Source organism: Rhodococcus aerolatus (assembly GCF_054783215.1).
The window spans coordinates 1-24,837 of record NZ_BAAGQZ010000038.1 but is presented as its reverse complement, the minus strand read 5'-3'; the positions used below and the strand labels follow the sequence as shown (position 1 = coordinate 24,837).

General features: G+C 76.6%; 25 protein-coding genes and 1 pseudogene. 4 read left to right on the top strand and 22 right to left on the bottom strand.

All coding sequences use genetic code 11. The annotated features are described in order from the left end of the window. Window positions 1-7: 7 nt before the first annotated feature. From ACYVOF_RS14375 to ACYVOF_RS14360, 4 genes are all read right to left on the bottom strand, one after another. On the bottom strand, window positions 8-1,510 hold the full coding sequence (locus ACYVOF_RS14375) for an FAD-dependent oxidoreductase (protein ID WP_460867588.1): 1,503 nt from the start codon (window positions 1,508-1,510) through the stop codon (window positions 8-10). A 1-nt stretch (window position 1,511) separates the two neighbouring features. Beyond that, window positions 1,512-2,417 (bottom strand): AurF N-oxygenase family protein, encoded by a 906-nt coding sequence (locus ACYVOF_RS14370; protein WP_460867587.1) that lies wholly within the window; start codon window positions 2,415-2,417, stop codon window positions 1,512-1,514. Window positions 2,418-2,521: 104 nt separating this feature from the next. Continuing rightward, window positions 2,522-3,691 carry an MFS transporter gene (locus tag ACYVOF_RS14365; RefSeq protein WP_460867585.1) on the bottom strand — a complete coding sequence of 390 codons (1,170 nt, stop codon included), beginning with the start codon at window positions 3,689-3,691 and terminating at the stop codon, window positions 2,522-2,524. Between the two features lie 83 nt (window positions 3,692-3,774). After that, complete coding sequence (locus ACYVOF_RS14360; protein WP_460867583.1) at window positions 3,775-4,191, bottom strand: MerR family transcriptional regulator; 417 nt, start codon at window positions 4,189-4,191, stop codon at window positions 3,775-3,777. A gap of 155 nt (window positions 4,192-4,346) precedes the next feature. Here ACYVOF_RS14360 and ACYVOF_RS14355 point away from each other — a divergent pair, with 155 nt between their 5' ends. Then, window positions 4,347-5,843, top strand: a complete 1,497-nt coding sequence (locus ACYVOF_RS14355) for a SulP family inorganic anion transporter (RefSeq protein ID WP_460867604.1) — start codon at window positions 4,347-4,349, stop codon at window positions 5,841-5,843. 129 nt (window positions 5,844-5,972) lie between these two features. On the opposite strand, the gene tsaD is transcribed toward ACYVOF_RS14355, so the two are convergent. The 8 genes and pseudogenes from tsaD to ACYVOF_RS14315 all read right to left on the bottom strand — a co-directional run bounded on the left by tsaD (window position 5,973) and on the right by ACYVOF_RS14315 (window position 12,689). Then, complete coding sequence (gene tsaD, locus ACYVOF_RS14350) at window positions 5,973-7,007, bottom strand: tRNA (adenosine(37)-N6)-threonylcarbamoyltransferase complex transferase subunit TsaD (protein ID WP_460867581.1); 1,035 nt, start codon at window positions 7,005-7,007, stop codon at window positions 5,973-5,975. Beyond that, entirely contained in the window at window positions 7,004-7,486 is a 483-nt protein-coding gene (gene rimI, locus ACYVOF_RS14345; protein WP_460867579.1) for a ribosomal protein S18-alanine N-acetyltransferase, read from the bottom strand. The genes tsaD and rimI overlap by 4 nt, the downstream gene beginning before the upstream one ends. After that, window positions 7,483-8,121 (bottom strand): annotated as a pseudogene (gene tsaB, locus ACYVOF_RS14340) (tRNA (adenosine(37)-N6)-threonylcarbamoyltransferase complex dimerization subunit type 1 TsaB). The gene rimI and the pseudogene tsaB overlap by 4 nt, the downstream one beginning before the upstream one ends. Before the next feature lie 28 nt (window positions 8,122-8,149). Continuing rightward, a complete protein-coding gene (locus tag ACYVOF_RS14335; protein WP_460867577.1) occupies window positions 8,150-8,623 on the bottom strand; it encodes a hypothetical protein in 474 nt (157 codons plus the stop codon). Continuing rightward, complete coding sequence (gene tsaE / locus ACYVOF_RS14330; protein WP_460867574.1) at window positions 8,620-9,066, bottom strand: tRNA (adenosine(37)-N6)-threonylcarbamoyltransferase complex ATPase subunit type 1 TsaE; 447 nt, start codon at window positions 9,064-9,066, stop codon at window positions 8,620-8,622. Before tsaE ends, ACYVOF_RS14335 begins: the two co-directional genes overlap by 4 nt. After that, window positions 9,059-10,126, bottom strand: coding sequence for an alpha/beta fold hydrolase (locus tag ACYVOF_RS14325; RefSeq protein WP_460867573.1), 1,068 nt, complete (start codon window positions 10,124-10,126; stop codon window positions 9,059-9,061). Before ACYVOF_RS14325 ends, tsaE begins: the two co-directional genes overlap by 8 nt. After that, window positions 10,123-11,253, bottom strand: a complete 1,131-nt coding sequence (alr, locus tag ACYVOF_RS14320) for an alanine racemase (RefSeq protein WP_460867571.1) — start codon at window positions 11,251-11,253, stop codon at window positions 10,123-10,125. The genes ACYVOF_RS14325 and alr overlap by 4 nt, the downstream gene beginning before the upstream one ends. Continuing rightward, the gene (locus ACYVOF_RS14315; protein ID WP_460867569.1) at window positions 11,250-12,689 is read right to left on the bottom strand and encodes an NAD(P)H-hydrate dehydratase; all 1,440 of its coding nucleotides are present in this window, start codon (window positions 12,687-12,689) and stop codon (window positions 11,250-11,252) included. The genes alr and ACYVOF_RS14315 overlap by 4 nt, the downstream gene beginning before the upstream one ends. Before the next feature lie 123 nt (window positions 12,690-12,812). Between ACYVOF_RS14315 and ACYVOF_RS14310 the strand changes: the two genes are divergently transcribed. Beyond that, window positions 12,813-14,033 (top strand): acyl-CoA dehydrogenase family protein, encoded by a 1,221-nt coding sequence (locus tag ACYVOF_RS14310; protein WP_460867567.1) that lies wholly within the window; start codon window positions 12,813-12,815, stop codon window positions 14,031-14,033. 12 nt (window positions 14,034-14,045) lie between these two features. Here the strand turns inward: ACYVOF_RS14310 and glmS are convergent, their stop codons facing one another. Continuing rightward, the gene (gene glmS, locus ACYVOF_RS14305) at window positions 14,046-15,902 is read right to left on the bottom strand and encodes a glutamine--fructose-6-phosphate transaminase (isomerizing) (protein WP_460867565.1); all 1,857 of its coding nucleotides are present in this window, start codon (window positions 15,900-15,902) and stop codon (window positions 14,046-14,048) included. A gap of 96 nt (window positions 15,903-15,998) precedes the next feature. Here glmS and ACYVOF_RS14300 point away from each other — a divergent pair, with 96 nt between their 5' ends. Next, complete coding sequence (locus ACYVOF_RS14300; RefSeq protein ID WP_460867563.1) at window positions 15,999-16,862, top strand: dienelactone hydrolase family protein; 864 nt, start codon at window positions 15,999-16,001, stop codon at window positions 16,860-16,862. 39 nt (window positions 16,863-16,901) lie between these two features. On the opposite strand, the gene ACYVOF_RS14295 is transcribed toward ACYVOF_RS14300, so the two are convergent. Continuing rightward, on the bottom strand, window positions 16,902-18,011 hold the full coding sequence (locus ACYVOF_RS14295) for an alpha/beta hydrolase (protein ID WP_460867561.1): 1,110 nt from the start codon (window positions 18,009-18,011) through the stop codon (window positions 16,902-16,904). 196 nt (window positions 18,012-18,207) lie between these two features. Here ACYVOF_RS14295 and ACYVOF_RS14290 point away from each other — a divergent pair, with 196 nt between their 5' ends. Further along, entirely contained in the window at window positions 18,208-19,143 is a 936-nt protein-coding gene (locus tag ACYVOF_RS14290) for an alpha/beta fold hydrolase (RefSeq protein ID WP_460867559.1), read from the top strand. Here the strand turns inward: ACYVOF_RS14290 and ACYVOF_RS14285 are convergent. The 8 genes from ACYVOF_RS14285 to ACYVOF_RS14250 form a co-directional block, all read right to left on the bottom strand. Next, entirely contained in the window at window positions 19,088-20,287 is a 1,200-nt protein-coding gene (locus ACYVOF_RS14285; RefSeq protein WP_460867557.1) for a WXG100 family type VII secretion target, read from the bottom strand. The genes ACYVOF_RS14290 and ACYVOF_RS14285 overlap by 56 nt on opposite strands. Next, complete coding sequence (locus ACYVOF_RS14280; RefSeq protein WP_460867555.1) at window positions 20,280-20,621, bottom strand: hypothetical protein; 342 nt, start codon at window positions 20,619-20,621, stop codon at window positions 20,280-20,282. Before ACYVOF_RS14280 ends, ACYVOF_RS14285 begins: the two co-directional genes overlap by 8 nt. 25 nt (window positions 20,622-20,646) lie before the next feature. Further along, complete coding sequence (gene glmM, locus ACYVOF_RS14275; protein WP_460867553.1) at window positions 20,647-21,987, bottom strand: phosphoglucosamine mutase; 1,341 nt, start codon at window positions 21,985-21,987, stop codon at window positions 20,647-20,649. Between the two features lie 119 nt (window positions 21,988-22,106). Continuing rightward, a complete protein-coding gene (rpsI, locus tag ACYVOF_RS14270) occupies window positions 22,107-22,544 on the bottom strand; it encodes a 30S ribosomal protein S9 (protein ID WP_460867603.1) in 438 nt (145 codons plus the stop codon). A 101-nt stretch (window positions 22,545-22,645) separates the two neighbouring features. Continuing rightward, window positions 22,646-23,089 carry a 50S ribosomal protein L13 gene (gene rplM / locus ACYVOF_RS14265; RefSeq protein WP_460867552.1) on the bottom strand — a complete coding sequence of 148 codons (444 nt, stop codon included), beginning with the start codon at window positions 23,087-23,089 and terminating at the stop codon, window positions 22,646-22,648. Window positions 23,090-23,339: 250 nt separating this feature from the next. Beyond that, on the bottom strand, window positions 23,340-23,630 hold the full coding sequence (locus tag ACYVOF_RS14260; RefSeq protein WP_460867550.1) for a WXG100 family type VII secretion target: 291 nt from the start codon (window positions 23,628-23,630) through the stop codon (window positions 23,340-23,342). 110 nt (window positions 23,631-23,740) lie between these two features. Then, window positions 23,741-24,055 (bottom strand): WXG100 family type VII secretion target, encoded by a 315-nt coding sequence (locus tag ACYVOF_RS14255; protein WP_460867549.1) that lies wholly within the window; start codon window positions 24,053-24,055, stop codon window positions 23,741-23,743. Window positions 24,056-24,245: 190 nt separating this feature from the next. Continuing rightward, window positions 24,246-24,837 (bottom strand): type VII secretion-associated protein (locus tag ACYVOF_RS14250; RefSeq protein WP_460867547.1); only part of this gene is annotated, 592 nt, incomplete at its 5' end.

The window sequence follows — 24,837 nt, the reverse complement described above, 5'->3', positions numbered from 1 at the left end:
GGTGGCCTCACCAGGTGCGGCGCAGCCGGGCCAGGCCCGGGATGGCGCGGCGGCGCGGGGCGGCGGCCCCGTCGCGGCGGGCCGCGTCGTCGAGCAGGCTGCGCACGGTCTCCTCGGCGCAGGTCTTGTTGTCCCCGATGCCGCCGGTGGGGCCGCGCTTGACCCAGCCCACCACGTAGGCGCCGGGCACGGGCGTCCCGTCGGCGTCGAGCACCCGGCCCCGGTCGTGCGGGACGGTGGCGGTCGCGTCGTCGAACGGCAGCCCCGGCACCGGCGCGGCGCGGTAGCCGATCGCCCGCAGCACCAGCTGGGCGGCCAGCTCGGTCGAGGGCCCGCCCGCGGTGGGCGCCAGCGCGACCGAGCGGGCGCGGTCGCCGCCCCCGACGGCGGTGGGGGTGGTGTCGAAGCGCAGGACGATGCGCCGCCCCGGGCCCGGGCTCGGGGGCAGGTCCGGGTCCACCCGGGCCGCCGTCCGCAGCGCGGACGCGGGGGCGGTGTCGTCGAGGGCGTCGAGCGCGTCCCCGACGCCGGGGGTGTCGGCGACCACGACGTCGAGCCCCGGCACCTGGCGCAGCGCGATCACCTCGGGCCGGGTGAAGGCGGCGTGCTCCGGGCCCCGGCGGCCGACGACGACGACCTCGCGGACGCGGTGGGCCCGCAGCGCGGCCAGCGCGTGCGGGGCGATCGCGGTGCCGGCCAGGGTGTCCGGCTCGGCGGTGAGCATGCGGGCGGCGTCGAGGGCCACGTTGCCGTTCCCGACGACGACGACCCGCTCGACCCCGGTGAGGTCGACGGCGTCGGCGGGGACGTCGGGGTGCCCGGTGTACCAGCCGACGAGGGTGCGCGCGCCGAGGCTGCCGGGCAGGTCCTCCCCGGGCACGCCGAGGCGGCGCTCGTCGGCGGCGCCCACCCCGTAGACGACGGCGTCGAAGTCGCGGCCGAGCTCGGCGTGGGTGACGTCGCGGCCCACCTCCACGCCCAGGCGCAGGGTCACCCGCGGGTGGGTGAGGACGTGGTCGAAGTGCTCGGCGATGCGACGGGTCGCGGTGTGGTCGGGGGCCACCCCGAAGCGGGCCAGGCCGCCGGGGACGTCGAGCCGCTCGAGCATCGTCACCCGCGCCCCCGCGGTGCGGACCAGCGACTGCGTGGCGTAGCAGGCCGCCGGGCCGGTGCCGACGACGGCGACCCGCAGGCCCGTGGTGCGGTGCACCGACTCGGGTGGGAACACCGGCGCGTCCCACGCCGGGGTGAGCGGCCGGTCGGCGAAGTAGTCGGCGTTGATGGCGGCGTACCCGGCCTGGTCGGCCCGCAGCCGCGGCGCGGCGACCACCGCGTCCACCGGGCAGGCGTCCGCGCACGCCCCGCAGTCGATGCAGGCCCGCGGGTCGACGTGCAGCAGGTCGGTCGTGCCGAAGTCCGGCTCGTCCGGCGTCGGGTGGATGCAGTTGACCGGGCACACCGACAGGCAGGAGGCGTCGTTGCAGCAGGACTGCGTGATGACGAAGGCCATGTCAGAGCATGTGGAGGCGGCGGTACACCGCGCGCGCGGGGCCGTTGAGCAGGCCGCACTCGCCGAGGAAGGCCATGAGGTGCTGGCTCGAGGTCCGCATCATCGCGTGGTGGTGCTCGTTGCCGCGCGCCTCGCGGAGCGCCCGCGCCGGCTCGAGGCCCGCGGCGGCGTAGACGCCCTCGTTGACCATGTTGGAGACGATGAAGTAGGCGGCCGCGGCGATGACCGTGGCGCTGAGCTCGCGGCGGGCGCGGCTCTTCCCGGCGACGTGCTCGCGCATCTGCTGGCGCGCGAAGCTCATGTGCCGGGACTCCTCGACGACGTGGATGCGGCTGGTCGTGCGGACCAGCGGCAGCACGTCCTCGCCGCGCATCCAGTCGCGCTGCATGACGTCGAGGACCTCCTCGGCGACGAGGATGCCGCCGTAGGCGGTCTCGGCCGAGGCCAGGGCCTTGAAGCCGCGGCCGAGCTCGATGCTGGTGCGACGCGGCAGGTACGCCGGGATGCCCATGGTGTCGCAGGCGCGGGCGAACATGATCGAGTGCCGGCACTCGTCGGCGATCTCGGTGAGCGCGAAGCGGAAGTCGGAGCTGGCGGCGTCGCGCACGTACTGGTCGCGCAGCACCATCTGCTGCAGGATCATCTCGAACCAGATGCCGGTCGACATGATCGAGCAGACCTCGTGCCGGGTGAGCGTGACGCGCTGCTCGGGGGTCATCTCGTCCCACAGCGCGGTCCCGAAGAGCGTGCTCCACTGCGGGTTGAGCCCGAAGTGGGCCGGGTCGAGCGGGGCGTCCCAGTCGACCTCCGTCGCGGGGTCGTAGGAGAGCTGCGCGGCCGAGCCGAGCAGCCGGGCCGAGACGTCCTCGGGCTCGCGCGCGGTGGTCGGGTCGAGGGTGCTCGTCATGGCGCTCGTGCCTCCGTGGGGTGCGGGTCGCGGCGGGGGGATCTCGCCGTCCAGTACCTGTTAGCGGAGGTTACGCGTAACTCTCGGACACACGCAAGAGCGGGTCAGGTCTCGCCGTCCCGGGGTGGCGGTCGCACCGCCACGGCGACGAGCGCGACGGCCAGCGGCAGCGGTGAGGTCCACAGCAGCGCCTCGGTGAAGGCCCCCGTGCGCTCGCGGACCAGGGCGAACAGGACCGGGCCGAAGGCCGTCGACCCCACGCTCACGGCGGTGACGACACCCCGGATCGACCCGATGTGCGCGGTGCCGAAGACCCGGGGGAAGGACGCGGCCTCGAGCGAGCGGATCGCCCCGCCGGCGGCCCCGATCGCGGCCCCGTAGCCGAGCGCCGACACGCCGGGGCTGACGACCGTGCCCCACAGCAGGCCCGCCGCGAGGGTGAGCATCGACGCCGAGGTGAGCCAGCGCGGCGAGAACCGGTCGACGAGGACGCCCACCCCGAGGGTGGCGGCGAGCCCGGCGACGGTCTGCGGCAGGAAGTTCGCGGCCGCCTCGGTGGGGCTCAGCCCCCGCTCGCCGAGCAGCGCCACCTGGTGGAAGGCCACGGCCGTGGAGAGCGTCCCGGACACCGCCACCCCGGAGACGACAACCCAGAAGAACGGCGTCCGCAGCGCCTGGGCACGGGTGGCGCCGGCCGCGTCCCGGGCGGTGTCGGCCGCGGTGGCCACGACGCCGTCGGGGTGCTGGCCGAGGTCCGCGGGACGGTCGCGCAGCCCCAGCAGCGCGACCGGCAGCACCACGGCCCACACCAGCAGACCCTCCACCGCCCAGGTCTCGCGCCAGCCGAGGCCGGCGACCACCCGCTCGAGCACCACGGGGGCCAGCGAGATCCCGGCCGAGCCGGTGGCGGTGACGATCCCGATCGCCGTGCCCCGGCGCCGGGTGAACCACAGCGCGGCGACGGTGGAGGCGACGAGCCCGAGCGCGCCCTGCCCCGCCATCCGGATGCCGACGAACCCCGCCGTCAGCCCCAGCACCCCGGTGACGGCGGACAGGCCGAGCAGCACCGCGCCGAACCCGGCGCCGACGACGGCCATCGTGCGCCGCGCTCCCCACCGGTCGAGCGCCCGGCCGACGAACGGCATCGCCGCGGCGCCGGCCAGCGTCCCCACCAGGTAGGCGGTGGCGACCGCGGACCGGCTGACGCCGAGGTCCCGGATCATCGGGTCGAGGAAGACCGACACCGCGGCCGTCTGCCCGGGGGCGGTGGCCACGCTCGCGACGCTGGCCAGCCCGACGACGTGCCAGCCGTAGAACCCGCCCGGGGCGCGGGCACCGGGGCGGGCGGCGGTGGTGCTCAGGGGCGTGCGGGCGGCGTCGCCGCGGGACGCGCGTGCGCGGCGAGGCGGTCGGCGAGCTCCTCGGCGGCGGCCAGGGTGCGGCGCAGCTCGACGACACGTTCCCGGGCGCGCTCGTCGTAGCCCGCAACCACCGCGCGGGCCCGCTCCACCCCGTCGGCCGGGTCCCCGTCCCCGTCGGCCTCGAGCACCGCAACGGCGTCGAGCAGCTCGCGCATCTCCTCCAGGGTGAAGCCCAGCGGCTTCATCCGGCGCACCAGCAGCAGCCGGTCGATGTCGTCGGAGGTGTAGAGCCGGAACCCGCCCGCCGAGCGCGCGGAGGGGACGATGAGACCCACCTCGTCGTAGTGCCGCACCGTGCGCACCGACAGCTCGGTGCGCTCGGCCACCTGGCCGATCTGCACGTGCTCGCCCACTCCCGGCACCTCCTGCTCGCTGTCGACCGGCTCACACCGGGCCGACTCTCCTCTCACGTCAGAGTACGGTTCCCCCGAGCGGTCGAGCCCCGACGGTGCGGCTCCCCACACGACGCGATCCACCCGACCTGATCCCCCCACGCGAGAGCGGACCCCTGCCTGTGACCCTGCCTGCCCTGACCCTGCCCCGCCCGAGCCGCCCGTCCTGGGCCTCGCCGCGGGTCTTCCGCACCGAGCTGCTCGCCGGGCTCGTCGTCGCCTTGGCCCTCATCCCCGAGGCCATCTCGTTCTCCATCATCGCCGGGGTGGACCCCCGGGTCGGCCTCTTCGCCGCCTTCACCATGGCCGTGACCATCTCGTTCACCGGCGGGCGGCCGGCCATGATCTCCGCCGCCACCGGGGCCATCGCGCTCGTCGTCGCGCCGCTGTCCCGCGAGCACGGCGTGGAGTTCCTGTTCGCTGCGGTCATCCTGGGCGGCCTCGTCCAGGTCGCGCTCGCCGGGTTGGGGGTGGCGCGGCTGATGCGCTTCCTGCCGCGCAGCGTCATGGTCGGGTTCGTCAACGCCCTGGCCATCCTCATCCTCGCCTCGCAGCTGCCCTACCTCCGCGACGTGCCGTGGCAGGTCTACGCGCTGCTCGTGGTGGGGCTGGCCATCATGGTCGGGCTGCCGCGGCTGACCCGGGCGGTGCCCGCGCCGCTCGTCGCGATCGTCGCGCTCACGGCGTTCACCGTGCTGGCCGCCGTCTCCGTGCCCACCGTGGGCGACGAGGGTGCCCTGCCCGACGCGCTGCCGGTGCTCGGGATCCCCGCCGTGCCGATGACGTGGGAGACGCTGCGGATCATCGCCCCCTACGCGCTGTCGATCGCGCTCGTCGGGCTCATCGAGTCGCTCATGACGGCGAAGCTGGTCGACGGCATCACCGACACGCACTCCGACAAGACCCGGGAGTCCTGGGGCCAGGGCGTGGCCAACGTCGTCACCGGCTTCTTCGGCGGCATGGGCGGCTGCGCCATGATCGGCCAGACGATGATCAACGTCGGCAACGGGGCCCGCACCCGGCTCTCGACCTTCCTGGCCGGGGTCTTCCTCATCACCCTGGTGGTGGCCCTGGGCGACGTCGTCTCCGTCATCCCGATGGCCGCCCTCGCCGGGGTGATGATCATGGTCGCGGTGGGCACGTTCGACTGGCACAGCGTGCGGCCGACCACGCTGCGGCGGATGCCGCGCAGCGAGACGCTGGTGATGCTCTCCACGGTCGCCGTCACCGTGGCCACCGACAACCTCAGCTACGGCGTGGGCGTCGGCGTCCTCGTGGCCATGGTCGCCTTCGCCCGGCGCGTGGCTCACGTGGTCGACGTCGAGCGCGTGCCCGCCCCGGACGGCAGCTCGGTCGTCTACCGGGTGACCGGCAACCTGTTCTTCGCCTCGAGCAACGACCTCGTCTACGCGTTCTCCTACGCCGAGGACCCGTCGGTCGTGGTGGTCGACCTCACCGACGCCCACGTGTGGGACGCCTCGACGGTGGCTTCGCTCGACGCCATCACCCAGAAGTACGCCCAGCGCGGGGCGACGGTGACGATCGAGGGGATGACCGCGCTGAGCCAGGACCGCCACGACCGGCTCTCCGGGCACCTCGCCGGCAGCCACTAGGCCCGCGGGCGGCGCGGCCGCGGGTCGGCCCGTGCTGCACCGGATCCGGTCCCCGACGCGGGATCCCGCGCGGCGCCGCGGATCGGGTGCAGCAGGAGCCACCGGTCACGGGTCCAGCCCGGAGCGGCCTCAGCGGTAGCCGGTGGCGACGGGCAGGCCCGGGTCGGTACGCACGTCGAGCGAGGACGCCGGGGCGCCGCCCGCGAGCAGGTGCGCGCCGTAGGCGGCGATCATCACCCCGTTGTCGGTGCACCGCCGGGGCGCCGGCACCCGCAGGGTGAGACCCGCGGCCGCGCAGCGCTCCTGGGCCAGCGACCGGATCCGCGAGTTCGCCGTCGCCCCGCCGCCGAGGACGAGCGTGTCGACGCCCTGGTCGGCGCACGCCCGCACCGCCTTCATCGTCAGCACGTCGGCGACGGCCTCCTGGAAGCTGGCGGCCACGTCGGGCACCGACACCGCCTCGCCCGCCCGCTCGGCCGCCTCGACGTGCCGGGCGACCGCGGTCTTGAGCCCGGAGAAGGAGAAGTCGTGCCGGGCGTCGCGGGGCCCGGTCATGCCGCGGGGGAACCGCACGGCGGCCGGGTCCCCGGTGCGGGCGGCGGCGTCCAGCGCGGGCCCGCCGGGGTAGCCGAGGCCCAGCAGCCGGGCCACCTTGTCGAAGGCCTCCCCCGCCGCGTCGTCGACGGTGCTGCCCAGCTCGGTGATCGGCTCCCCCAGCGAGCGCACGGCGAGCAGGTGGGTGTGCCCGCCGGAGACCAGCAGCGCCACGCACGGCGGCATCGGGCCGTGCTCCAGGGTGTCCACGGCGACGTGCCCGCCGAGGTGGTTCACCCCGAGCAGCGGCACCCCCCACGCCGCCGCGTAGGCCTTGGCCGCGGCCACGCCGACCAGCAGCGCCCCCGCCAGCCCGGGTCCGACGGTGACGGCGACCGCGTCGGGCCGGGCCACCCCCGCCGCGGCCAGCGCCCGACGCATCGTCGGCACCATCGCCTGCAGGTGCGCCCGGGACGCGACCTCGGGGACGACCCCGCCGTAGCGGGCGTGCTCGTCGACGCTGGAGGCGACCTCGTCGGCCAGCAGGGTGCAGGTGCGGTCCCGCTCCCAGCGGACCACGCCGACCCCGGTCTCGTCGCACGAGCTCTCGATGCCGAGCACGACGCTCACCGCGCCACCTCCCCCGGCGCCGGCCGGCTCATCGTGTACGCGTCGGCCCCGCTGGGCCGGTAGTAGCCGCGCCGCACCCCGACCACGGCGAACCCGCGGCTGCGGTACAGCCCGAGGGCCGCGTCGTTGTCGGTGCGCACCTCGAGGAACACCGGCCCGCCGCGGGCGTCGGCCACCGCGAGCAGCGCGTCGAGCAGCCTGGCCCCCACCCGCCGGCCGTGCCACGCCGGGTCGACGGCGATGGTGTGGACCTCGGACTCGGGGTGCGCCCGCGGCCCCAGCAGGGCCAGCCCGGCGTAGCCGACGAGGACGTCGCCCTCGCGCGCGGCGAGGTAGTGGGTGTCGCGGTCGCGCACCGCCGCGCGGAAGGCGCGCGCGCTCCACGGGTCGTCCCCGGCGAAGAGCTCCGCCTCGAGCTCGGCGCAGCGGCGGGCGTCGTCGGTGGTGAGGGGGTCGAGGGTGACCACGGCGGCGCTCACCGGCCCTGCTCCGCCAGCGGCACCGCGTCGGGCCGGCGCAGGTAGCGCGGTGCCAGCGGGGCGGGGGCGTCCCCGGCGAGCAGCCCGGCGGCGGGGCAGGCGACCAGGCCGGCGGGGCCGGGCGCGGCGGGGCCCAGCACCGGCAGCCCGCCCGCGTGCTCGGCTCAGCCGGCGACGGCGTCGACGCCGGGCCGGTCGAGGTCGGCGGGGCGCACCACGTCGGGGCCCGCGGTGCGCACCCCCGCGGTGTAGCGGGCCGTGTAGACCTCACGGCGTCGGGCGTCGGTCAGCACCAGCAGCTCCCCCGGGTGGCCGGCCTCGGCGGCCACGGCGTCCAGGCTGCACACCGGGTGCACGGGGACGCCCAGCGCGTCGGCCAGCGCGGCCGCGGTGACCATGCCGACCCGCAGGCCGGTGTAGGGCCCGGGGCCGTCACCGCACACGACCGCCTCGAGGTCGGCCGGGGTGGCCCCGATCTCGGCCAGGCAGGCCAGCACCTGCGGGGTGAGCACCTCGGCGTGAGCGCGGGCGTCGACGGTGACCCGCGTCGCGAGCACCCGGGCGCCGGTGTCGGTGAGCTCGACGAGACCGGCGGTCACCGCGGGGGTGGCGGTGTCGACCGCGAGCACGAGCACGAGCGGCGAGGCTACCCGCGCGGGCCGCTCAGCCCGCGAGGACGAGCACGGCCAGCACCAGCACCACCGCGACGACGAGGACGACCGGCACGACCAGGGCCGCGGGCGGACGCCGGCCGGCGGGCTCCGGTGCCGGGGCCTGCTCCCCCGGGGCTCGGGTCACCGGGGCCTGCTCCCCCGGGGCTCGGGTCACCGGGGCCGGGGTCGGGGCCCGGGTGACGCGGTCCTGCTCCGGCGCCGCCCCGCGGCGGACGCGGTCCAGCGCGTCGGCGACGGCCGCCTCGTAGTCGTCGACGACGCCGTCGGTCGCCGCTCCCGGCAGCGCGGCGGTCAGCAGCGACCGGGTGGCCGGGACGTCGGCCAGCTGGGCGGCCAGCGCCTCCCGCGCCCGGGCCGTGGCCTCGCTGGTGCCGCCGGCGAACTGCAGGCCGGCCGGGTCGCGGAGCCGGTCGGTCTCCTCGGCGAGGGCGTCGAGCAGCTCGCGCGCGTCGGCCGGGGTCACGCGCCCGACGGTAGCCAGGACCACCGCGCCGTGCGCACGTCGGTCCCCGGCTCGCGCCGCAGCTCGACCAGCAGGTGCCGCTCGGCGAGGCGCTCCACCACGCCGTGGCCCCACTCGACGACGACCACGGCGTGGGTGAGGTCGGTGTCGAGGTCGAGGCCGTCGAGCTCGCCGAGCAGGTCCGCCCCGCCGAGCCGGTAGGCGTCGACGTGGACCATCCCCACCCCGCCCGGGCCCGGGGCGTGCTCGCGGGCCAGCACGAAGGTGGGCGAGGTGACGCGCCCGAGGACGCCCAGCCCGGCCCCGATGCCCTGCACCAGCCGGGTCTTGCCCGCCCCCAGCGGGCCGTCGAGCACCACGAGGTCCCCCGCGGCGAGCCCACGGGCCAGCTCGCGGCCCAGGCCGACCGTGTCCGCCTCGGTGGGCAGGGTGCGCTCAGGCACCCCGGGCCCCGCCGGCCTCGCGCGCCAGCCGCTCCCGGCGGGCCAGGGCGCGGTCGACGACGTGGAGCACCGCGTCGGTGACCGTCTCGGGCCGCTCGAGCTGCACGAGGTGGCCCGCGCCGGGCACCCGCACCAGCTCGGCCGAGGGCAGCGCGGCGGCGATGGCCGCGGTGAGGCGGAACGGGGTCATCCGGTCGGCGTCCCCGCACACCACCGCGACGGGCCGGCCGGCCAGCGCGGGCAGCGCCGCGAGCTCGTCGTGGTCGAGGAGGGTGGGCAGGAAGTCCACCACGGTCTGCACGGGGGTCGCGGTGAGGATCCGCTCGGAGAACGCGACGATCCCGGGGTCGGTGTGCCGGTCGCCGTAGCTCATGGCCTTGATCACCGGGCGCACCAGCCGGTCGACCGGGGCGCGGCCGCGCTGCAGCAGGTCCGGCCGCAGGGCGGCGACCCGCAGGGCCCCCTCGACCAGCGGGTTGCGCGTGCTCAGCCCCAGCCGCGGCGCGCCCACGGCGCCCGCGGCCGTGGCCACCAGCGCCACCCCGACGACGCGCTCGGCGAGCAGGTCGGGTCGCTGCCGGGCCAGGGCCATGACCGTCATGCCGCCCATCGAGTGCCCGACCAGGACGACCGGGCCGGTGGGGACCACGGTGCGCAGGACGGCCTGCAGGTCCCGGGCGAGCTGGTCGATGGTGCAGGCGGCGGCGGGCGAGCTGCCGGAGCGGCCGTGGCCGCGGTGGTCGTAGGACACCACCCGCAGGTCCGCGCGCGCGGCGAGGTGGCTGCGCTGCAGCACCCAGGACTCCTGGCTCAGGCAGAAGCCGTGGACCAGCACCACGGTCATCGGCGCATCGGTGCTGCCCCGCTCCTCCACCACGAGCGGCACGCCGTCGTCGGCCGCCACCGTCGTGGTGCGGTCGGGCGAGACCAGCCCGGCCGGCGCGTCGACCGGGTCGCGGGACGCCCCGGGGCGGCGCACCGCGGCGACCCCGGCCGCGGCGCCCGCGGCCACCACCCCGCCGACCCCGCCCACGAGGCCGAGCCGCTGCCAGGGCTTCACCCGGCGCCCCCGACGTGGGTGCGCACCGCGCGGCCGCGCACCCCGGTGACGACCTCGTAGTGGATGGTGCCCAGCGTGTCCGCCCAGTCCTGCGCGGTGGGCTCCCCGTCGCGGCCGGGGCCGAACAGCACGGCGGTGTCCCCCTCGGTCACCCCGGCGCCGTCGGGGCCGAGGTCCACCACGCACTGGTCCATGCACACCCGGCCCACGACCGGGCGCCGCACCCCGCCGAGGAGCACGTCGAAGCGGGTCGACAGCGCCCGGGGCACCCCGTCGGCGTAGCCCACCGGCAGCAGCGCGACGCGGGTGTCGGCGGGGGCGTGCCACACGTGGCCGTAGGAGACGCCCTCGCCGGCGGCGACGTCCTTGACCAGCGCCACCCGGGTGCGCAGCGTCATCGCCGGCCGCAGCCCGAGGTCGCCGAGGTCCGGGACCGGGGAGAGCCCGTAGACGGCGATGCCGGGCCGGACGACGTCGAAGCGCAGGTCGGGGCGGGTCAGGGTGGCCGCGGAGTTCGCCAGGTGGACCACGTCGGGCTCGAGCCCGGCGGCGCGCAGCCGGGCCAGGCCGTCGCGCAGCCGCCCGGCCTGGGTGTCGACCACGGGGTGGGTGGGCTCGTCGGCCCGGGCCAGGTGGCTGAACAGCCCGCCGAGGTGCACCTGGTCGGCCGCGACCGCCGCGGCCAGGGCGGCGACGAGGTCGTCGAGCTCGGCCGGGGAGACCCCGTTGCGGTTGAGGCCCGTGTCGAGCTTGAGGCTGACGGTGGCGGGGGTGCCGGTGCGCTCGGTGGCGGCGAGCACCCCGGCCAGGTGCCGCGGCGAGGCCACGCCCAGCTCGACGCCCGCGGCGACGGCGGGGGCGAAGTCCTCGTCGGGCAGGTGCAGCCAGGACAGCACCGGGGCGGTGATGCCGTCGGCACGCAGCGCGCACGCCTCCTCGAGGGTGGCCACGCCCAGCCGGGTGGCCCCCGCGGCCAGGGCAGTCCGCGCGGTGGCGGTGGCGCCGTGGCCGTAGCCGTCCGCCTTGACCACGGCCATCACCTCGGCCCCGGCGGCGTGCTCGACGAGGACGCGGGTGTTGTGGGCGACCGCGTCGAGGTCGACCAGCGCCTCGACCCGGGGGCTCACGCCGCGCTCCCGGTCCGCACCAGCCGGACCGCGGGGCGCAGGTGGGCCAGCACGGTCGAGGCGGACACCGGGGCGCCCCTCGCGGCGAGCGCCGCGGCCAGGGCGTGGACGTGGGTGCCCGCGGCGGCGGCGTCGAGCGGGGTGAGCCCGGCGGCGAGCAGCGCGCCGAGCACGCCCGAGAGCAGGTCCCCGGAGCCTGCGGTGGACGACCACGAGGAGCCCGCGTCGTTGACCACCGCCCGGCCACCGGGCTCGGCGACGACGGTGGCGCGGCCCTTGAGCAGCACGGTCGCGCCCAGGGCGTCGGCAGCGCGGCGCACGGCGGTGAGCCGGTCGTCCCCGGGCTCGGCGCCGGTCAGCCGCGCGAACTCCTCGGCGTGCGGGGTGAGCAGGACCGGGTGGTCGTGGCCGTCGAGCAGGTCGGGGTGGTGGGCGAGCACGGTGGTGGCGTCCGCGTCGAGCAGGCATGGCACCCCCGCGCCGAGCACGTGGCGCACCAGCCCGAGGGCCTCGTCGTCGGTGCCGATCCCCGGCCCGGCCACCCACGCCTGCACCCGGCCGGCGTCCTCGACGTGCTCGGTGGCGACGACCTCGGGGCGGTGCGCCAGCACGGCGTCCTTCGCGGTGCCGGCGTATCGGACCATCCCGGAGGTGGCGGCCGTGGCCGCCCCGGTGCAGAGCACGGCCGCGCCCGGGTAGGTCGCCGAGCCCGCGGCCACCCCCACCACGCCCTGGGAGTACTTGTCGTCCTCCGGCCCGGGCACCGGCCAGGCCGCGGCCACGTCGGCCCGGTCCCAGGCGGTCACCCGGGACGGCCCCAGCGGCAGGTGCAGGTCGACCACCTCGACCCGGCCGCACCACACCGGGGCCAGCAGGTGCACGTTCTTCAGCTCGCCGAGGGCGACGGTGACGTCGGCGCGCAGGGCGGGCTCGCCGACGGCACCGCTGTCCGCGTCGACGCCGCTGGGCAGGTCCACCGCCACCACCGGCGCGTCGACGAGCGCCGCGACCGCGGCCGGGCCCTCGCGCAGGCCCCCGCGGCCCGAGAGGCCCACGACCCCGTCCACCACCAGGTCCGCGCCGGGGACGACCGCGGCCGCGCCGTCCTCGGTGACGGTGCGGCCCCCCGCGCGGCGCAGCGCGGCCAGCCCCGTGGCGTGGGCGCGGTCCGGCACCAGCAGCACGGCGGTGACGGCCACCCCGCGCTCCCGCAGGAACGCCCCGGCCCACAGCGCGTCGCCGCCGTTGCCGCCCGCACCGACGAGGAGCACCACGCGGGTGCCCGACACCGCGCCGCAGCGGGCGCGCAGCTCGGCGGTGACGACGCCGGCCAGGCCCCACGCCGCGCGCCGCATCAGGGCGTCGGGGTCGGCCAGCCCGGCCATCACGGACTCCTCGGCCGCGCGGACGGCCTCGACCTCGTGGGCGTGGCGCACCCCCCCACCGTAGGACTCGGGGCCGGGTGCCCACCGGACCGACCCGCGCCGCGGGGGCGACCGTGGGACAGTGCCGGTGACGACCACCACACCCCGGGAGGCCCCCGTGAGCAGGACCCAGCCGTGAGCACCGCGACCGCGACCGGGCGGGCGGTGCTCGAGCCGCTGCCCGGGGACCTCTACGGCTACCAGGAGCTGCTCAGCGACGAGGACGCGGAGGTCGTGGCCCGGCTGCGGGCGTTCCTCGCCGCCGAGGTCGCGCCGATCGCCACGCAGTGCTGGGCCGACGCGGAGTTCCCCCACCACGTGGTGCCCGGCCTCGGCGCGCTCGGCGTCGTCGGGCACAACATCGACTGGTCCACCGTGGAGCCGGGTGGCCCGCCCACGCGCTCGAAGCTGCTGACGTCCTTCCTCAACCTCGAGCTCGCCCGCGTCGACCTGTCGATGACGAGCTTCTTCAGCGTCCACAACGGGCTGACGATGACGACGATCGACCTGTGCGGCTCCGACGAGCAGCGCCGCCGGTGGCTGCCGCGGATGCGGGACCTCGAGCTCGTGGGCGCGTTCGGCCTCTCCGAGCCCCACGGCGGCTCCGACGTGGCCGGCGGGCTGGAGACCACCGCGACCCGCGACGGTGACGGGTGGGTGCTCGAGGGCGAGAAGCGCTGGATCGGCAACGGCACCTTCGCCGACCTCGTCGTCATCTGGGCGCGCGACACGGCCGACGACGCGGTCAACGGCTTCGTCGTGCAGAAGGGCACGCCGGGCTTCGAGACCCGCAAGATCGAGGGGAAGATGGCGCTGCGCACCGTGCAGAACGCCGACATCACCCTGCACGAGGTCCGCGTGCCGGAGGCCGACCGGCTGCAGCGCGCGCAGTCCTTCGCCGACACCTCGAAGGTCCTGCGCCACACCCGGGGCGCCGTGGCGTGGAACGCGGTGGGCGCCATGATGACCGCCTACGACCTCGCCGTGGCCTACGCGCAGGAGCGCGAGCAGTTCGGTCGGCCCATCGCCGGGTTCCAGCTGATCCAGGAGCACCTGACGACCATCCTCGGCCACCTCACCGCCTCGTTCGGCATGGCCGTCAAGGTCGCCCAGCTGCAGGACGCGGGGGTGTTCCGCGACGAGCAGGCCGCCCTCGCGAAGTCCGTGTGCACCCAGCGGCTGCGCGAGTCCGTCGCGCACGCGCGGGAGGTGATGGGCGGCAACGGGATCGTGCTGGAGCACGGCATCGCCAAGATCTTCAACGACGCGGAGGCGCTGTACTCCTACGAGGGCACCCGCGAGATCAACACCCTGCTCGTGGGGCGGGCCATCACCGGGGTCAGCGCCTTCACCTGAGCGCTGCCGCCTCTACTCGACGGTGACGGACTTGGCCAGGTTGCGGGGCTTGTCGACGTCGAACCCCTTGGCCTGCGCGATCTCCGCGGCCAGCACCTGCAGCGGCACGGTCGAGACCAGCGGCTGCAGCAGGGTCGGCACGGCCGGGATCTCGATGAGGTGGTCGGCGAACGGGCGCACCGTCTCGTCGCCCTCCTCGGCGATGACCACGGTGCGGGCGCCGCGGGCCTGGATCTCCCGGATGTTGCTGAGCAGCTTGGAGTGCAGCACCGCCCGGCCCTTCGGCGAGGGCATGACCACGACGACGGGCAGCCCCTCCTCGATCAGCGCGATGGGCCCGTGCTTGAGCTCCCCCGCGGCGAAGCCCTCGGCGTGCATGTAGGCGAGCTCCTTGAGCTTGAGCGCCCCCTCGAGGGCCACCGGGTAGCCGACGTGGCGGCCGAGGAAGAGCACCGCCTTGGACGAGGCCAGGTCCCGGCCCAGGGCGCGGACGGCCTCCTGGGTGGACAGCACCCGGGCCACGGCCTCGGGCATGGCGGCGAGCTCGTGGAACTCCCGGGCGACCTCGTCGGGGTACTTGGTGCCGCGCGCCTGCGCCAGGGCCAGGCCGACGAGGAAGCTCGCCGCCACCTGGGTGAGGAACCCCTTCGTCGAGGCGACCCCGATCTCCGGGCCGGCCCGGGTGTAGAGCACCGCGTCGGCCTCCCGGGGGATCTGCGCGCCGTTGGTGTTGCACACCGCCAGCACCCGGGCCTTCTGCTCCTTGGCGTGGCGCACGGCCTCCAGGGTGTCGGCGGTCTCCCCGGACTGGGAGATCGCGACGACCAGGGTGGAGCGGTCCAGCACCGGGTCGCGGTAGCGGAACTCGCTGGCCAGCTCGACCTCGACGGGCAGCCGCGTCCAGTGCTCGATCGCGTACTTGGCCAGCAGCCCCGAGTGGTAGGCCGACCCGCAGGCCACCACGAAGACCTTGTCGACGTCGCGCAGCTCCTGGTCGGACAGCCGCTGCTCGTCGAGCACGATGCGGCCGTCGGCGAAGTGCCCGCGCAGGGTGTCCGCGACCGCGGCGGGCTGCTCCTGGATCTCCTTGAGCATGAAGTAGTCGTGGCCGCCCTTCTCGGCGGCCGCGAGGTCCCAGTCGACGTGGAACGCCCGGGTGGGGGCGGGCTCGCCGTGGAAGTCGGTGACCTCGTGGCCGTCGGCGGTGATGACGACGACCTGGTCCTGGCCCAGCTCGACGGCCTCCCGGGTGAACTCGATGAACGCGGCGACGTCGGAGGACACGAACGTCTCGCCGTCGCCGACCCCCACCACCAGCGGGGTGCTGCGGCGCACGGCGACGACGGTGCCCGCGTGGTCTGCGTGGGTGAACACCAGCGTGAACGCCCCCACCAGCCGCCGGGCCACGGCGCGCACCGACGCGGGCAGGTCCCCCGCGGTCTCCCCCGACGCGTAGGCCAGCTGCACCAGGTGGGCGGTGACCTCGGTGTCGGTGTCGCTGCCGAGCTCGATGCCCGCGGCCTCCACCTCGGCGCGCAGCGGTGCGAAGTTCTCGATGATCCCGTTGTGGACGACGCACACCCGGCCGTCGGCGCTGCGGTGCGGGTGGGCGTTGCGGTCGGTGGGCTTGCCGTGGGTGGCCCAGCGGGTGTGGCCCATGCCGGTGGTGCCGGGCATCGCGGCGCCGCCGGACAGCTCGGCCTCGAGGTTGGCCAGCTTGCCCGCCTTGCGGGCGGTCGCGGTGCCACCGGCGCCGTCGAGGATCGCGACCCCGGCCGAGTCGTAGCCGCGGTACTCCATCCGCCGCAGCCCCTCGACGACGACGTCGAGTGCCGGCCGGTGGCCCACGTACCCCACGATTCCGCACATGGTGGGCGAGCCTACTGGCGGGTCGGGGGCCGTCCCACCTGCCGCGCGGGCGGTCACCGGGCCCACCCCCGGCCGGGGTCGGCTAGCGTGCCCCCCGTGCCCAGCCCCAAGGACCTCGTCGCGACCCTGTCCAAGCGCGGGCCGCACCGGGTGCTCCGCGGCGACCTCGCCCTGGCCGGGCTGCCCGGCGTGGTGATGACCCCCGAGGCGGGCCTGGGCCTGCCGGGCGTCGCCTTCGGCCACGGCTGGCTGCAGCCCACCCGCCGCTACCTCGTCACCCTCACCCACCTCGCCTCGTGGGGGATCGTGGCGGCGGCGCCCGCCACCAGCGCCGGCCCGTTCCCCTCCGCGCTCGAGCTGTCGGCCGACCTCGAGAGCACCCTCGACGTCCTCACCGGGGTGCGCCTGGGCCCGGGCCGCATCAGCGTGGCGCCCGGCCGCCTCGCCCTGGCCGGGCACTCCTTCGGCGCCGGGGCCGCGGTGCTCGCCGCCGCACGCCGCCCGGTCGCCGCGGTCGTCGGGGTCAACCCCGCGGCGGTGAGCCCGTCGGCGACCGACGTCGCGCCGGGGATCGACTGCCCCGCGCTGTTCGTCGGCGCCGGGCTCGACGACGTGGCCCCGGTCGACGACCAGGCCGGTCCGCTGTCGGAGGCGTGGGGCGGGCCCGCCCAGGTCCGGGTCGTCAGCCGCGGCTCGCACCTCGGCTTCTGCGAGGGCAGGCACTGGACCGACTTCGCCCTCAACGGCGACGCGGAGCGCAAGACCCAGAAGATCGCGCGGGCGGTCATCACCGCGTTCCTGCTGCGCCACCTGACCGGGGACGACACCTACGACGTGCTGCTCGACCCCGAGGTCGAGATGAAGGGGACGAGCGTCTGGTCCCGCGAGGACGCCGACGCGGCCGAGGCCGCCGGGGACGGGTCGCCGTCGCCGCTGGCGCTGCTGCGCCGGCTGCGCTAGGTCTTTCCCCCGGTCGGTTCCCCGTCGGTCCCGGGCGCCTCAGCCCGGCGCCGGGCCGTCGTGCGCGGCGAGGAACCGGTCCACCGCCGGCCAGGTCGTGGTGCGGGCCTCGCGGCCGGTGAGCACCCCGAGGTGCCCGCCGGGGGCGGTGGTGACCTCGACCGAGCGGGCGCCGGTGAGCAGGTCCACCGCGCGGTGCACGGAGCGCAGCGGGGCCAGCGACTCGGCCGAGCCGCCGACGACGTGCACGTCGAGGCCCACCGAGGCCAGGCTGACGCGGCGTCCGCCCAGGTCGAGGGTGCCGCCGGCCAGGTCGTCGGTGCGGAACACCGCGTGGTACAGCTGGCCGAAGGTGCGGCCCGGGTAGGCGTACATGCCGGCCATGAAGTGGTCGACGGCCTCGACCTGCTCCAGGAACTCCCGGTCGTCGAGGTTGGCCAGCAGGGCCAGGGGCTTGGTGAGGTACTTCTCCAGGCTGGAGAGCTGGAACGCCCACCGCGTCAGCGGCGCCGGGATCGAGCCCATGCTCCGGTAGAGCACCCCCACCGCGCGGTTGCCGCCGTAGCGGGCGATGGGCCGGAACGGGGCGAGCAGCGGCACCGCGGAGATGTCGAGCGGGCTGGCCACGGCCGTCACCGAGCGCAGCGGCAGCCCCGGGTGGGCCGCGGCGGTGAACAGCGCGAAGATGCCGCCGAGGCTCCAGCCCAGCAGGTGCACCCCGCCGTCGGCGCCGCCGCCCTCGGCGCTGTTGCGGGCGACCACCTGGACGGCGCCGGGCAGCAGGTCGTCGACCCAGTGCTCGATGCCGAGGCCGCGGTCGGCGAAGGCGACCGGCCCGTAGTCCACCAGGTAGACCTCGCGGCCCCGGGCGACGAGGTGCTCCACCAGCGAGCAGCCCCGCCGCAGGTCGAACGCGGTCGCGGGCGCGGCCAGCGGCGGGACCAGCAGCACGGGCAGCCCCGTCCGCGCGTCGGGGTCGACCGTGAAGCGGGTGATGGTGCGCTGCGGCGTCTCGTCGACCACGACCCCCGGGGTCGGGCGCAGGTCGGCGAGCTGGCCGCGGACCACCGCGTCCCACGCGTTGCCCGCGGCGAGGCGGAGGTCGCCGGGCAGCGGCAGTCCCGGCAGCGGCAGTCCCAGCAGTCCCACGGCGCCATCGTGCCGGACGCCGCGGTACCCGGGTCGTGCGGGCGCCGGGTCACGACGCGGTCTCGGACCGGTCACACGAGGGCGGCACCTCGCCCGGGGCGTCCCTTCGATCTGCCACGTCCGCGCGCGGTCGATAGTTTCGGATTCGACCAGTGATCGGCGTCACCCGCGGGTGCCGGACGAGCGGAGGGACGAGATGAGGACCGAGCTGCAGCGCGCCCACTACGCCCTCGGCGGGTTCCACACCACCGGGTGGTGCGTGGAGGCCTCGACCGACGACGCGGGACCGCTGCTGCTGCTGCACGGGTTCGGGGACAACGCGGGCACCTGGTTGCCGATGCTCGAGGAGCGCGTCCTGGCCGGGTACCCGGTCACGGCGGTGGACCTGCCCGGCTTCGGCACCGGTGACGACCTCGACCCCGACCGGCCCGTGCTCGACCAGCTCGACGAGTTCGTGGCCGCGGCCGTCACCGGTCTCGCCGTGCGCCACGGGCGACCCGTCACGGTGGTCGGCAACTCCCTCGGCGGGGCGCTGGCGCTGCGGGTGGCCGTGCGCCAGCCCGCCGACGTGGCCCGCGTGGTGGCCGTGGCCCCCGCCGGGGCGGCCTTGTCGACCTGGGTGAGCTGGGTCGGGGCCAGCGCGGCGCTGGGCTGGGCCGCCGCGATCCCGCTGCCCGCGCGCGTGCTGCGCACCAGCATGGCCGCGTTCTACTCCCTCACCGTCCCCGGCCGGCCCCGGTGGTCCGGTCGGCAGGCGGCCCGCACCTTCGCCGCGGCCTACGACCGCAAGCACGTCTCGGGGGCGGCGCGGACCGCACGGCGGCTGCTGCCCGAGCTGCGCACCCCGGTCGACCTCGACGGGGTCCGGTGCCCGGTGCTGCTCGTCTTCGCCGGCCGGGACCGACTGGTCCCGCTGCGGGCGGGGGACGCGATGGCGGCCGCGCTGCCCGACGCCCAGCACGTGGTGATGCCCGACGCCGGGCACTGCGTGCAGGCCGAGGAGCCGGCCGCGCTGGCGGCGATGGTGGCGGCCTTCGACCGCGGCGAGCGGGTGGCCGGCGGCGCGACCGAGCCCGTCAGCGACGCTCGAGGACGACCTCGCGCACCAGCGACAGCAGGTCGGCGAGGCTGAACCGCTCCGAGCCCCGCGGTGGGGCGGGCGCCAGCAGGTCGTGCCACGGCCAGCCACCCGCGGAGTCCAGCAGCGCCGACCGGCCCACGTCGGCCGCCGCCGCGGACCCGGCCAGCACGGCACCGCTCGGCCCGACGGGGCCGCCCGTGTGCGCCCCGGCGCCGGCCAACGCGGCCCCGGAGTCGGGCCCCGTGGCGTCCGTGGGCACCGCCCCGGGGTCGGCGGCCCCCGCGGCGTGCAGGGACTGGGCGCTGACCGCCGCCCCGGCGTCGGCCGCCGCGGGGTCGACCCGGGCCGCGTCGTCCCCGGCAGCCGGGTCCAGCCGCAGCCCGTCACCCGCGGCGGGGTCCGCGGACCGGGCGGCCTGCGGGACCACCGGGGCGACCGGGCCCGCCGGGGACCGCTCCAGGACCGCGGCCAGGTCCGCCAGCGCCTCGCGCACCCCGTCGTCGGCGCGGCGGCACACCCGGTCGAAGTCGTGCCACGTGGCCTCGAGCGCCGGCACCACGCGGCCGCGGAGGAAGCCCTCCGCCAGCTCGACCGCCCGGGCCCGGGACTCGGCGACGGGCTCGGGCAGCCGGGCCAGGTGCTCGGCGCCGCGGTCGGCGAACCACGGCGCCAGGCCGCGGACCACGTCGTCGACGGAGCCGTCCGCCGGGTCCGCCCGCGCGAGCATGGTCAGGTCGTCGAGCTCCTCGGGGGTGGTGCCCACCACCTGGTCGGGTCGCAGCGCCCCGACGTGGTCGGCCTTGTCCGCCACCAGCTGCTCGACGGTCTCGGCGCAGCCCTCGAGGGCGTCGGCGACGTCGGCCAGCCAGGACTGCAGCGCGGTGGCCGACGCCCCGGCCGAGCTGAGCGCGGCGTGGGCGGCGTCCGCGCCGGCCCCGGACCAGCCGGCGGCCACGACGCCGCGCTGCGACTCGTGCTGGGCCAGCTCGGCGGCGAGCTCGGCCCCCACCCGCCGGACGGTGGCCGCGTCCTCCCGCAGCGGGCCCGTGGTGAGGCCCACCTGCTCGTCGTAGCGCTCCGGGGCCGTGCGCCAGGGCAGCGGCTGCGGGGCCAGGGCCGCGTGCCGGGGGCCGAGGACGCTGAAGTAGCGCAGCCCGGGCCTCCCGCCGTCGAGCAGCGCGTCCGGCTCAGCCACCGGGTCGCTCCCCGGCGGTCTCGACGCGGTGCAGCCCGGCGGCTGCGTCCTCGTCCGCCGTCCGCAGGCCCGCGGACACCTCGGTCAGCGCGCGGGCCATGGCCCCGGTGTGCCGCGACCAGTCGCCCAGGGCGTCGTCGACCGCGCTGATGCCCGCCGCGACGCGCGTGCCCTCGGCCCGGTAGCGCGGCCCGGTCGCGGCCGGGCCGGTGGCCACCGAGCGCAGCGCCGCACCGGCCCGCGCGACGGCGTCGGCGGAGTCCCGCAGCCGGGCGGCCGCGCCCGCGACGTCGTCGGCCGCGAGGTGCATCCCGCCGGCCCCCGGCTCCGTCACGCGTCCCCCCTCGGTCGTGGCCCGCTCAGTGCGTCGCGGAGCCGGCTGCGCCGACGAGGTCGGCCAGGCGGGTCGCGACCGCCCCCGCCTGCTCGGCCGTGGGCGCCTCGACCATGACCCGCACCAGCTGCTCCGTCCCCGATGGTCGCAGCAGGACCCGCCCCGTGTCACCCAGCTCCTGCTCGGCCGCCGCCACGGCCGCGCGGACCGAGTCCGCCCCCGCCACCGCGGACTTGTCGGCCACGGGCACGTTGAGCAGCACCTGCGGCAGCGCGGTGACGACCGAGGCGAGGTCGGCCAGGCTGCGGCCGGTGCCCGCCATGCGGGCCATGAGCGCCAGGGCCGTCAGCGTGCCGTCGCCGGTGGTGGCGTGGGCGGGCAGCACCACGTGCCCGGACTGCTCCCCGCCCAGGCTGAACCCGCCGGCGCGCAGCTCCTCGAGCACGTACCGGTCCCCCACCGCCGTGGTGCGCACCGTGATGCCGGCCTCCCGCATGCCCAGGTGCAGGCCGAGGTTGCTCATGACCGTCGCGACGAGGGTGTCCCCCGCCAGCGCCCCCGCCTCGTGCAGGCCCAGGGCGAGCACCCCGAGGATGGCGTCCCCGTCCACCACCGCCCCGGTCGCGTCCACGGCCAGGCAGCGGTCGGCGTCGCCGTCGTGCGCCACGCCCAGGTCGGCGCCGTGGGCGACGACCGCGGCCCGCAGCCCGTCGATGTGGGTGGAGCCGACGCCGTCGTTGATGTTGAGCCCGTCCGGCTCGGCCGCGACCGCGACCACGTCGGCCCCGGCCGCCCGGTACGCGGCGGGTGCGGTGGCGGAGGCCGCGCCGTGCGCGCAGTCGACCACCACCCGCAGCCCGTCGAGGCGGGTCGGCACGGCCGCGGCGAGGTGGGCGAGGTAGGTGGCGGCCGCGTCCGGCAACGGCCGGACCCGCCCGATGCCCGCGCCGGTCGGCCGCGGCCCGCGCTCGGCGAGCCGGGCCTCGACGGCGTCCTCCTGGGCGTCGGTGAGCTTGGTGCCGCCGCGGCCGAAGAGCTTGATCCCGTTGTCGGGCATGGCGTTGTGCGACGCGGAGATCATCACGCCGAAGTCGGCGCCGGTGCTCGCGACCAGGTGGGCGAGGGCCGGGGTGGGCACGACGCCGGCGTCGAGCACGTCGGCGCCCGCCGCGGTCAGCCCCGCCGTGGTCGCGGCGGCCAGCATCTCGCCGCTCGCGCGCGGGTCCCGGGCCAGCACCACGACCGGTCGGCCGGCGCCCCCCAGGACGGCCACCGCGGCGGTGCCGACCTGGACCGCGAGCTCGGGGCCGAGCAGCTCGTTCGCGAGACCGCGCACCCCGTCGGTGCCGAACAGCCTGCCTGCCACGTGACCTCCCGTGCGGGGTGGGGGAACCTTCCGGCACGAGAACAGGCGCCCGCCGGAGACGGACGCCTGTGCTCGTGGTGCGTGCCGCGGGGCCCGTGCAGGGCCACCGCGACCGCGGGTCAACGCTTGGAGTACTGGGGCGCCTTGCGCGCCTTCTTCAGGCCGTACTTCTTGCGCTCGGTGGCGCGGGGGTCGCGGGTGAGGAAGCCGGCGGCCTTGAGGGCGGGCCGGTCGTCCGGGGCGACCTCGATGAGCGCGCGGGCGATGGCCAGGCGCAGCGCACCGGCCTGGCCCGAGGTGCCGCCGCCGTGCAGCAGGGCGACGACGTCGAACGTGTCGGTCCGCTCGGTGGTGGTGAACGGGTCCTGGATCAGCTGCTGGTGGACCTTGTTGGGGAAGTACTCCGCGAGGGTCCGGCCGTTGAGCGTGAACTGCCCGGTGCCGGGGCTCAGGCGCACGCGCACCACGGCCTCCTTGCGCCGGCCGACGGTCTGCACGGGCCGGTCGAGGACCAGCGGCGCGCTGACGGCGGGGGCCGCCTCGAGGGACTCGTCCACGACCTCGGCGTCGGACTCCGAGGTGTAGGAGGCCGGGAACTCGGCCGCGTCGTCGGGGGTGCTCACGTCATGCTCCTCGGTGTTGTCCGCGCCAGGGGTGGTCACTGGGCGACCTGGGTGATCTCGAACGGGGTGGGCTGCTGCGCCGCGTGCGGGTGCGTCGGGCCGGCGTAGACCTTGAGCTTGCCGACCATCGCGCGGCCCAGCTTGTTCTTGGGCAGCATGCCCTCGACCGCGCGCTCGACGAGCCGGTCGGGCTGCTTCTCGATCATCTCGCGCACCGAGCGGCGACGCAGGCCGCCCGGGAAGCCGGAGTGCCGGTAGAGGAACTTGTCGTCGAGCTTGTTGCCGGTGACGGCGACCTTCTCGGCGTTGATGACGATGACGAAGTCGCCGGTGTCGACGTGGGGGGCGAAGATCGCCTTGTGCTTGCCGCGCAGCAGCGACGCGGCGTGGGTGGCCAGGCGGCCGAGCACCACGTCGGTGGCGTCGATGACGTGCCAGGCGCGGGTCACGTCACCGGCCTTCGGGCTGTACGTGGGCACAGGGCTTCCTCAATCTCTGGTGCGGGGGACGAGCTCGGTCGTGCTGGTCTGCCGGCCGGAGCGCGATCCCCGACCCCGCCTCCGTGGCCCCGCGACGGCAGGGACGGGCAGGGCGGGTCGAGATCTCCCGGACGCCGACCGTGAACGATACCGCTCCGCCGCAGGTGGGGTCAAAGCGGGTGCTCACGGCCGGGCGCCCCGGGGCGGGTGCCCCGGGGCGCTCCGGTGCGAGCGGGTCGTGCGGTGCCGCTCAGCCCCAGCTGCTGGCCGAGGAGCGCTCGGTCTGCTGCATGCCCTCGTTGCCGGCGCCGACGGCGGTGCCGATGGCGGCGAGCACCTGGTTCAGGTCCGCGGCCGCGCCGTCCCACTTGGCCTGCGCGCCCTGGTAGGCCTCGGCCGCGGCGCCGTCCCAGCTGGCGACGAGGGGGGCCAGGAAGCTCTTCAGGTCGGCGAGCTTGGTGTTGATGTTGTTGCTGCTGTTCTGGATGTCGGCACGCGCGCCCTCGATGAGGGCGAAGTCGTACTTGATCATTCCGTCCATGGTGGTGACTCCTCAGTTCTGGTGGCTGCGGTCGCAGCTCGGGTGGGTGGTCCGGGGTGGAGCGGGTGGGGCGCCTGTGCTCAGGGCTCGCGGGCTCGGGGCTCGCGGGCTCAGAGGTTGAGGCTGCCGCCGGCGTTGTTGATGGCGCTCACGTGGTCCTGCTGCGAGGCCGAGTAGTTGACGCTGTTGGTGCGGATGTTCTCGCCGATGGCGTTGAGCGCCTCGTTGAGCTTCCGGGCGTCGTCGTCCCAGCGGACCATGAGGTTGTCGAAGGCCGTCTTGGCCTGGCCGACCCAGGCGCCCTGGACGGCGCCGAGCCGGTTCTTGAGCGAGGAGAGCTCGCTCTGGACCTCGCTGTTGACGTCGGCGACGTGGCGGGCGGCCGCGTCCATCGTCTCGGTGGTGGTACCGAACCTGCCGCTCATGAGAGCTCCTCCGTGTTGGGGTGTGCCGTCCCGGCCTGCTGCCCGTCCGGCCTTCCTGCGTGCTGGTCGTTCCTGCCTTGCGACCGTGTGACGTCGACCCTCCCAGCCGCGGTTCCCCCCGGCCCCGGGTTCGTGCCGATCCCGTTGCACCTGCGAACACCCCGGCCGGGAACCACGGCGTCGTCGCAGGTCAGGAGCCCGACGCCCGTCGGGCGCTCGCCACGGCCGCCTCGCAGGCCGCCGCGACGGCGCCGGGGTCGGCCGCGTCGTGCTGGCAGCCCACGCTGATCTGGGACCGGCCCTCGACCACCACCGACCAGTCCACGACCGCGGCGCCCGCCAGCGTCTCGGTGTAGCGGGTGACGGTGCGCCCGGCGTAGGTGACCCCGCCCTCCGGGGTGCTGTAGCGGTCGGTGCCGGTGCTCGCGTCGGCGACCGACGTGCGCAGCGTGTCGAGCACGGCGGCGGCGTCGGCACCCTCGGCGAGGACGGTCTGCTGCACCAGCAGGCGGTTGGCCGCGGACTCCGTGCCGTCGGGGCTCAGCACCACCGAGGCGGTGTCCCCGGTCGCGGTGCCGGGGGCGTCGGTGCGCCGGGCCTCCGACCACGACGCGGGCACCGCCACGGCGGCGTCCCCCACCGTCACCGTGCGGGTCGGCGGGGCCTCGGGCGCCCCGCCCCCGCGCAGCGCCAGGGCGGTGCCCCCGGCCGCGACGACGACGAGCAGCGCCGCCGCGCCCAGCACCCGCGGGCGGCGACGGCGGGCGGGCGCCGGGGCGAGG